The organism is uncultured Pelagibacterium sp., from assembly GCF_963972885.1.
In the GTDB taxonomy this organism is placed as follows: domain Bacteria; phylum Pseudomonadota; class Alphaproteobacteria; order Rhizobiales; family Devosiaceae; genus Pelagibacterium; species Pelagibacterium nitratireducens.
This window is the reverse complement of record NZ_CAXAXY010000129.1, coordinates 1-7,170: the sequence shown is the minus strand read 5'-3', so window position 1 is coordinate 7,170 and position 7,170 is coordinate 1. Positions and strand designations below refer to the sequence as shown.

The 7,170-nt window shown below is 62.0% G+C and carries 6 protein-coding genes; 3 read left to right on the top strand and 3 right to left on the bottom strand.

Translation table 11 applies throughout. From position 1 onward, the window contains the following. A partial coding sequence (locus AACZ55_RS14975) for a dihydroorotase (RefSeq protein WP_339647410.1) occupies positions 1-1,187 on the bottom strand: 1,187 nt, incomplete at its 3' end. A 72-nt stretch (positions 1,188-1,259) separates the two neighbouring features. Here AACZ55_RS14975 and AACZ55_RS14970 point away from each other — a divergent pair. The 3 genes from AACZ55_RS14970 (at position 1,260) to AACZ55_RS14960 (ending at position 3,399) form a co-directional block, all read left to right on the top strand. After that, positions 1,260-2,090 carry a folate-binding protein gene (locus AACZ55_RS14970; RefSeq protein ID WP_339647407.1) on the top strand — a complete coding sequence of 277 codons (831 nt, stop codon included), beginning with the start codon at positions 1,260-1,262 and terminating at the stop codon, positions 2,088-2,090. An 11-nt stretch (positions 2,091-2,101) separates the two neighbouring features. Next, positions 2,102-2,704 carry an HD family hydrolase gene (locus tag AACZ55_RS14965; RefSeq protein WP_338607520.1) on the top strand — a complete coding sequence of 201 codons (603 nt, stop codon included), beginning with the start codon at positions 2,102-2,104 and terminating at the stop codon, positions 2,702-2,704. A gap of 140 nt (positions 2,705-2,844) precedes the next feature. Beyond that, positions 2,845-3,399, top strand: a complete 555-nt coding sequence (locus AACZ55_RS14960; RefSeq protein WP_339647403.1) for a hypothetical protein — start codon at positions 2,845-2,847, stop codon at positions 3,397-3,399. Here the strand turns inward: AACZ55_RS14960 and AACZ55_RS14955 are convergent. Together AACZ55_RS14955 and AACZ55_RS14950 are read right to left on the bottom strand one after the other, a co-directional pair. Then, entirely contained in the window at positions 3,396-4,406 is a 1,011-nt protein-coding gene (locus AACZ55_RS14955) for a cell wall hydrolase (RefSeq protein WP_339647401.1), read from the bottom strand. The two genes, AACZ55_RS14960 and AACZ55_RS14955, sit on opposite strands and share 4 nt — an antisense overlap. A gap of 278 nt (positions 4,407-4,684) precedes the next feature. Next, positions 4,685-6,979 carry a putative PEP-binding protein gene (locus tag AACZ55_RS14950; protein WP_339647399.1) on the bottom strand — a complete coding sequence of 765 codons (2,295 nt, stop codon included), beginning with the start codon at positions 6,977-6,979 and terminating at the stop codon, positions 4,685-4,687. Positions 6,980-7,170 lie beyond the last annotated feature (191 nt).

Below are 7,170 nucleotides of genomic sequence, written 5' to 3'. Positions count from 1 at the left end.
GCTTTTGACGCGACCCAGTCATTGGTGATGGTTTCGGTGCGGTTCATATCAACGATGGTGAGATCGGCATCATAGCCGACGGCCACCCTGCCCTTGCGGGCGAGATTGAACAGACGGTTGGGGCCGTGGCTGGTCATATCGACAAAGCGTTGCAGGCTGAGCCGGCCGGCATTGACGTGGTCGAGCATGATGGGAACCAGGGTCTGCACGCCGGTCATTCCCGAAGGCGAAGACGGGTAGGGCTTTTCCTTTTCCGCGCGCGTATGGGGGGCGTGATCGGAGCCGAGAATGTCGGCAACACCATTGGCGACCCCCTGCCAGATGCCTTCGCGGTGTTCGGCGTCGCGGACCGGCGGGTTCATCTGGGCGTAGGTTCCCAGCCTTGTGTAGGCGGTTTCGTCCAGCGTCAGATGGTGCGGAGTGACTTCGACCGAGGCAACGTCCTTGTGATCGGCGAGGAAGGTGATTTCCTCTTTTGTCGAGATGTGGAGGACGTGAATGCGCTTGCCGGTCTTGCGGGCGATGCGCACAAGGCGTTCGGTGCATTGGAGCGCTGCCTGCGGGTCACGCCAGATTGGGTGGGAGGACGGGTCACCTTCAACGCGAAGGTCCTTGCGCTCTTCGAGCCGGTATTCGTCTTCGGCGTGAAAGGCGGCGCGGCGGGAGATGGCCGACAGGATCGCTTCGACGCCATCATCGTCGGCGACCAGAAGGGAGCCGGTGGACGAGCCCATGAAGACCTTTACGCCGGCGCAGCCGGGGAGGCGTTCGAGTTGAGGCAATTGGGCGACGTTTTCGCGCGTGCCCCCGATATAGAAAGCGAAATCGCAATGCATGCGATCGGTGGCCCGGGCAATCTTGTCCTCGAAGGTCTCGCGGGTGGTGGTCAGGGGGTTGGTGTTGGGCATTTCGAAAACGCCGGTAACCCCACCCATGACTGCAGAGAGTGAGCCTGACTGCAAATCTTCCTTGTGGTCGAGGCCGGGTTCGCGGAAATGGACCTGGGTATCGATGACGCCGGGAAGGACGGTAAGGCCGATGCAGTCGACATCGTTATCGGCGGTATCGGACAAGAGCGAGCCGATGGCGGCAATGCGCCCCTTGATGATGCCGATATCGGCGCTACCTATGCCATCGTGGTTGACCAGCGTGCCGCCCCGGAAAATCGTATCGAAGTGGCGACTCATGGCATACCTCCGGCTCGGCGACTGAATGGGGCGGGTTTAACGGATGGCACAGGAACAAGGCAAGGGCAGCATATGACAATCGAAAAGCGCGTCGACCGGGTGACCTTCAAAATTTCCGGTCCGGATGCGACCCATCTTCTCCATGATGTCCTGACCCCGCCTGTCCTCGAGGATGGCGAGGCGCGCTGGTTTGCGCTGCTGGCGCCGCAGGGCAAGTTGCTCGCCGAAGGACTGATCGGGTGGGCCGATGGCGCCCATTGGCTCGATGTTCCGGCCGCAGTGACCGAGAACTTCTTCAAGCGCATGAAGATGTATCGGCTGCGGGCCAAGATGGACATCGAGATGCTGGCCGAGACTCATGCGGTGGGATGGTCGGCAGAAGCGCCCGAGACGGGGATCGTCCATCGCGACGGACGCGGCGAAGGATTGGGATATCGGGTGATTGCCGCTCTCGCGGACGCTGAAGATTGGGCCGAGGGCACGGGGCAAGCCAAGGCGCGCATTGCGGCGGGCATTGCCGAGATGGGCCCGGATTTCGCGACCGAGGAGGTATTTCCGCACGATATCGGGATGGATCATCTGGGCGGTGTCGATTTCAAAAAGGGCTGTTATGTGGGCCAGGAAGTGGTGTCGCGCATGCAGCATCGCGGCACGGCGCGGCGGCGGCCGGTGATCGTATCGGGCATCGTGGCGGGCGCGCGCGGCGATGCGGTGGTGATCGGAGGGAAAAGCGTCGGCACGCTCGGCGGCGTCGTGGGCGGAACGTCCGTTGCGATTGCCCGGATCGACAAGATCACCGATGGCGGCGCGGCCAGCGTGGCGGGTGCTCCGGTCTCGCTTGCCCTGCCCCAATGGGCGCGCTACGATTTTGCAACGCCGGGCGGCGATTCCGAAGACGATTAGGATCGAGGACAATGGCACGCGCACAATCCCGCGCCTGGCAGCGCATGCTTTCGGGACGTCGCCTCGATCTGTTGGACCCCTCCCCGATCGATGTGGAACTGTCCGATATCGCGCACGGGCTGGCCCGGGTGGCCCGCTGGAACGGGCAGACCAAGGGCGATTATGCGTTTTCGGTGGCCCAGCATTCGGTGCTGGTGCTCGAGATCGCTTCGGCCATGGATCCCGAAATCGATGACCGGGGGCGGCTCTACGCCCTGCTCCACGACGCCCCGGAATATGTGATGGGCGACATCATCTCCCCCTTCAAGGCCGCCATGGGCGGCAATTATCGTGATGTCGAGGCGCGTCTGCTCGGCGCCATCCATATCCGCTTCGGCCTGCCGGCCATAGCGCCGGCGGCGCTGAAAAAGCTCATCAAACGGGCAGACCGCGAGGCTGCCTTTTTCGAGGCGGTCAATCTTGCCGGTTTTGCGCCCGATGAAGCGCGGAAATTTTTTGGAGAGCCGAGCTTGGCCGGGTTTGATCTTCCCGGCTTTGACCGGCTGATCCGGCCATGGCCGACCCAGCAGGCGCACGATCACTTCGTGGATGTGTTCGAAAGCCTGGGTACTTAGCTATCTTGGGGCTCAACCCATTGTAATCACTAAAATTTTAATCTCATTTTACGTGTTAACCCTGTCGCGGATGAGGCTTTGCGTTAACGGATCGGAAAGGTTGATAAAGCGTTAAGACGCCGTCAACCGGAGAGACGTTCATGCGCTTTGACCGATCCCACAACCGCCCCCGCAGGAGCATCGCGCTGCGCTATCGGGCGGGCGTTGCCGCCGCGCTGTTTTTGGCAGGAATCTTCGGGGCCGGTCTGGCCGGCGCAACCGCCGCGCATGCCGACGGGCTGATCAGTCATGCTCCGCCGCCCCTGACCACGCTGGTCAAGTTCTACGACCGGCAGTACGAAATCGCCTATGCGGATTCGGTTTCGCTGGAGCCGACCTCCTCAGCGATCGTGCGCAAGGTGGGATATGGCCATGTGCGCGACGTCAATATCGCGACGACCACAAGCGGCACTTATTCCAGCGACGGGCTTGTATCGCCACATGTGCTTTATCCGGGGATAGAGGTAAATCGGGTTTACGACGAACCCCGACACTACCACGGCTATAGCCTTTGGCCCCAGGGATCGAGCTTCATGATCCTGTCGGTTGGCCGCAATCCGGTCAGCGGAAATGTGGTGATCAACAACGTTTCGGACCGGGGGGTGCGTTCGTGCTCGGCCAGCGGGTCGTTTGTTTCCTGCTACCGGACGTATTAACCGAACCGCCAGCCGGGCTTGAACTTGTAAAAGACGTGCAGGCCGACCTGGGCCAGTTTGTCCATGTTGCGGGCCCATGCGGGCCGGACATAGGTCGCGTGGTAATGCGTCGCGTCGGCGACTTCGGTCAGATAGATTTCCTTGTTGAGCACTTCCTGAGTGATGGACTGCGCCCGATCCCATGCCGCAACTTCCGAGGTGCGGTTGACATTGGTCTTGCCATCGCAGGCGAACGAGAACTGGCAGGCATTGCGGCGGTGCTGGTTCTGGTAGACCACGCCGCAGATGGTATCGGGGTAATTGGGGTGGTCCAAACGGTTCATGATGACCTGGGCGACCGCGACCTGGCCGCGATAGCTTTCGCCGCGCGCCTCGAAATAGATGCCGGTCGCCATGCACCATTGCTCGCGCTCGGAGTAGGTGTGGCTGACGGTGAATTCGGTTGCCGGGGTGTTGGCGCGACCATAGGCCAGCGTTTCGGGAACGCCCACGGGGCTTGGGGTGTTCGGATCGCGATCGGAATCTTCGGAAATGGCGTCAATCGCGGCCAGACCGGCCGAATTGACCATGTCGGGATCGATCGAAGCCACCGAAATGCGCGGGCCCTCCTCTTGCTCTTCACCCTCAGCGACCATGATCGACGACTGCTGGGCGGTGTAAGGATCGCCAGCAGAGCGGGCCGAGGCAATCGAGAGCCGCACCGCATCAAAGGTCTGGGAAAAGGCGACAAGGTTGACCTCGGGCAGCGCCCTGTCGGTCTTGTCGGTCCTGTTGGGACCGGAAAACATCGCCGTATTAAACAGCGGGGCAACGGTGCCGGAAATGACGGGATGATCGCCCTCGAAGGCGAGGGACGCCATCGGTGTGGGGGGAAGTTCGGTCGCAGGATCGACGGCGCGAAAGCCACCGGTCCCGGGGACCGCAAAGCCGTAAGCAACGACGCTGAGCGTCAGTGCCCCTACAGCCTTCAAAACTTTTCGCGAGGCACGCGCCGGGTTGGCACGCACCAGGGAGATCCCATACGCCATACTAACGCTTTTCTACGCCACAACACTGACCCGCCGGCCTTGCACGAAGCACCGGAACCCTTGATGAAAAATACGCCATCGTTCCGATGTCGAGCCGACCGTTCTGGCATGCGATGCACAAGTGCAACACCAAGACGATCAAATGCCGACAATCCCGATGATCGTTGATTAGGGTTATGAAGGGGTAAACACGGGCAAATTGGCACGGAAAAGTTCAGATTGCGGCACTGGCAAGGCATTGTGAGGGCCGCCAATGGCTAACTGGCGTCATCCGATTGGGCCAGAACCATACGGGCGACCGGCACGCGATAGGGCGAGCAGCTGACGTAATCGATATCGAGCCCGGAGAAAAAGCGCAGGGAATTGGTTTCGCCGGCGTGTTCGCCGCAAATGCCGACCTTCAAATGCGGATTGACCGCCCTGCCCCGCTCGATGGCGATGCGGATCAATTCGCCCACGCCGCGCTGGTCGATGGTGACGAACGGGTCGACGTCGTAGAGCCCGCGGCGGTGATATGTCGCAAGGAAGGCCGGGGCGTCGTCGCGTGAGATGCCATAGGTCGTCTGGGTGAGATCGTTGGTGCCAAAGGAGATGAAATCGACCTCCTTGGCGATATCACCTGCCCTCAAACACGCGCGGGGCAATTCGATCATCGTGCCGAACGCCAGATTGGCGCCACGCTGGAAGACCGGCGCGTTGCCCACGATATCCATGATGCGCGATTTGACCCAGGCGACCTCCCGGGCCGAGGTGACGAAGGGCACCATGATCTCGAGATTGACCGGCATGTCCTGATTGTCCATGGCCGCTTCGACGCCAGCCACCAATGCCCGAACCTGCATGGCAAGGATTTCGGGGTAAGTGATAACCAACCGCACGCCGCGATGGCCGAGCATGGGGTTGACCTCATCGAGGCGCTGGAGGCGCGCCTTGAGCGCCTTGAGAGAGAGGCCCAGCGCTTCAGCGGTGTCTTCGATATCGTCCTCGCTGCGGGGCAGAAATTCGTGCAGGGGCGGATCGAACAGGCGCACATTGACGGGCTTGTTCTGCATTGTCTGGAACAGCGCTGCATAATCGGCGGCCTGATAGTCGACGAGCCCTTCGAGCGCTGTGGCGCGATCCTGCTCACTTTCAGACAGGATCAGGCGGCGCAGGGCGCGCATGCGCTCGCCGGAAAAAAACATGTGTTCGGACCGTGCCAGCCCGATGCCTTCGGCGCCAAAGCTGAGCGCCGTGCGGGCGGCCTCGATGGTTTCGGCATTTGTCCTGACGGAAATGGTGCGGGTGTCGTCGGCCCAGTCCAAAAGCCGCGAAAGCGCACCACCTATATGAGGCCGCGAGAGGGGAAGCGCGCCTTCGTAGATGGCGCCCTCGGACCCGTCGATGGTGAGACGCTGACCGGTGGTAAAGACTTTGTCGCCGATCTTGCAGACGCCATTTTCGGCGTCGATCTGCAAGGTTCGCAGACCGGCCACACAGGGCTTTCCGGTTATGCGGGCCACGACCGCAGCGTGGCTGGTCATGCCGCCGCGTGCGGTGACAAAACCGGTGGCCGCCTTCATGCCCTCGATGTCGCCGGGGCCGGTCTCCATGACCACCAGGATGCAATGGCGGCCCCGGGCGCGGCACCGCGCGGCATCGTCGGGGGTAAAGACGATTTCCCCACTGGCCGCACCGGGGGAAACGCCGAGACCTGTAGCAATGGCGGTTGCCTTGTGGTCGTCGGTGAGGCGTGGGTGAAGCAATTGGGAAAGCTGAGCGGGGTTGAAACGCCTGACCGCTTCGGCCGGCATCCACACCCTGGCGTCGACCCGTTCAACCGCCGCTTCGAGTTGTGCGCCGGCACTGACCTGGACCGGCCGGGCCGAAACCAGCCGCGCCACATCGCCTTCGATCGACACGACACAGGCCATGTGCTGACCTGACGCCGCGTCGATGGTTTCGATCAGCTTTGCGGCGCTTGGTGGCAGTTTGGGCAGCGGTTCACCCGGCGGAGCAACCGGACCAATTCGCCCCGTTGTCGTATTGCGGGAGAGAAAATGTTCGATCCGACCGCTGACCGTGGCTTGCACGATGACGATCTGATTGTCGCGCGCCTCACGTTCGGCCTCGCTCGCCCAGCCGGCCGGCGCCGGGCCATAGCTGGCAAAGGCGGCATTGATCGCCTTGCCCATGGCGCGCTGCGGATCGACGGCTTCATGCTCGTTGGAGGGAGCGGCCAGACCCGTTCGCGCCGGCTCAAGGCCGGCGATATGGCGGGGTGCGGAGGTCCGAACGACAAGTTCGGGAGGCTTTTTGCCTGGTGTTACCAGCTTGAAGAGCGTCGTGACCCAGACCTTGCGCAGCGTGTCGGTTCCGGCCCTGCGCTCGGTCTGCAGCGCATCCCAGGCGGTCCGGGTGATGGCAATTGTCGGCGCGACAGCGAGCCCGGCATCGGCGACAACATGAAGCCAGCGCGCCTTGCCGACCAGAAGACGCAATTGTGCGCGGCTGAGGGAGGGCTTTCCCTGAGCCGGGGCAATTGCGAACATCTGCTGGGAAGGCGCAACCAAGAAAAAAACCCCAACTGAATCGGTGCCATATTGCCTGTGTGCCGGGGTTCCGGCAACAGGGGCCCGGTAACGTCTTTTGTCGCGCTTCCGAACCGCAAAAGTCTGCAACTTTTGCTGGAAGCGCTCATCTGCCTGCTCGCGCTTCCGAACCGCAAAAGTCTGCAACTTTTGCTGGAAGCGCTCATCTGCCT

Excerpts from the sequence above, each read along its gene's own strand:
- AACZ55_RS14970 (WP_339647407.1), top strand. The coding sequence starts at position 1,260 with ATGACAATCGAAAAGCGCGTCGACCGGGTGACCTTCAAAATTTCCGGT.
- AACZ55_RS14965 (WP_338607520.1), top strand. The coding sequence starts at position 2,102 with ATGGCACGCGCACAATCCCGCGCCTGGCAGCGCATGCTTTCGGGACGT.
- AACZ55_RS14960 (WP_339647403.1), top strand. The coding sequence starts at position 2,845 with ATGCGCTTTGACCGATCCCACAACCGCCCCCGCAGGAGCATCGCGCTG.